Origin of the sequence: uncultured Candidatus Kuenenia sp., assembly GCF_900696675.1 — a bacterium.
In the GTDB taxonomy this organism is placed as follows: domain Bacteria; phylum Planctomycetota; class Brocadiia; order Brocadiales; family Brocadiaceae; genus Kuenenia; species Kuenenia stuttgartiensis_A.
The window spans coordinates 1-1,381 of the sequence record NZ_CAADGZ010000281.1; the positions used below are offsets into that span (position 1 = coordinate 1).

Genomic DNA, 1,381 nt, shown 5'->3' on the forward strand with positions numbered 1-1,381 from the left:
GGCTCGTCCGCAGAATCTGTGGGTAATAAGTAAGGATTAGTAAGAGAAAAGGTGCATTGCCATCCCAAAGGGAGTAAGATGTTTTTTATCAAGAAAGCATCTTAACCCAAAAGGAGAGGCAATGCAGATAAAGACATTATTAAATACGGTAGAGAATTTCAAGTCATTTGTTTACAAAGCAGTCAGTTTCGAGGTCATAAATGGTAGAAAGGCATTAGTAGCAGATATAAAGCCGAGGGTAAATGCCAAGCCTGAATGTTCAGTATGTGGGAAGAGAGCGTCTGGGTATGATACACAGCCGTCCCGGTTATACGAGTATCCGCCATTATGGGGGTTTCAAGTATTTTTCCGATATTCCCCGCGACGCGCCGCCTGTCCAGTGGACGGAATCCATGTAGAGCGAATTCCCTGGTCAGAAGGTAAGGAGCAGATGACCACCACATACAAGGTATTCCTGTCTCGATGGGCTAAACGCCTGAGTTGGAAAGAGACAGCCGAGATATTCAAGTCCAGTTGGGACAGTGTGTATAGGGCAGTGCAGTTTGTAGTTGCCTACGGCCTTGCCCACAGGGACTTGGAGAATATAACGGAAATAGGAATAGACGAGATACAAGTCTGGAGTGGCCACAAGTATTTAACCCTTGTATATCAGCTTGATTCGCATGCCAAAAGGCTTTTATGGAGTGGCCCTGAGCGGAAGGCAAAGACCCTGCTGAAGTTTTTCATGGAGTTAGGTAGAGAACGTTGTCTGAGAATCAAATTCGTTTGCAGCGATATGTGGTCGCCGTACCTGAAGGTGATAGCGAAGAAGGCTTCCCAGGCGCTTAATATTCTTGACCGTTTCCACATCATGAAGAAATTCAATGAAGCCATAGACCAGATACGGAGGGAAGAGGTCAAAAAGCTCAAGGATGAAGGCACAGACAATGTTTTGGAAAAGAGCCGTTGGTTACTGTTGAAAAGGCCTGAGAACTTGACAGAAAAGCAAACGGTACGGTTAAGCCAGATAGTTAAGATCAACCTGAGTTCAATAAAGGCATATTTAATGCGTGAAGATTTTCAGCGTTTTTGGGAGTATAAGTATCCGGCGTATGCAGACAGGTTTCTCGAGAACTGGATTACGAGAACCCTAAAAACCAACCTGGAACCTATGAAAAAAGTGGCAAAGATGTTGCGCAATCACAAGCAGCTCATTCTCAACTGGTTCAAGGCTGATGGCAGACTTTCTTCCGGTACGGTTGAGGGGTTTAACCTTAAGGCGAAACTGACTATGAGAAAGGCTTATGGTTATAAATCTCTGGAATGCCTGCAAACAGCCTTGTATCATACTCTTGGTAATTTGCCGGAACCAATACTTACCCACAGATTCTGCGGATGAGGC

1 protein-coding gene is annotated in these 1,381 nt (G+C 44.9%); it reads left to right on the forward strand.

The features are described from left to right. Window positions 1–121 precede the first annotated feature (121 nt). Complete coding sequence (locus QZT26_RS17655) at window positions 122–1,378, forward strand: ISL3 family transposase (RefSeq protein ID WP_099326027.1); 1,257 nt, start codon at window positions 122–124, stop codon at window positions 1,376–1,378. Window positions 1,379–1,381 lie beyond the last annotated feature (3 nt).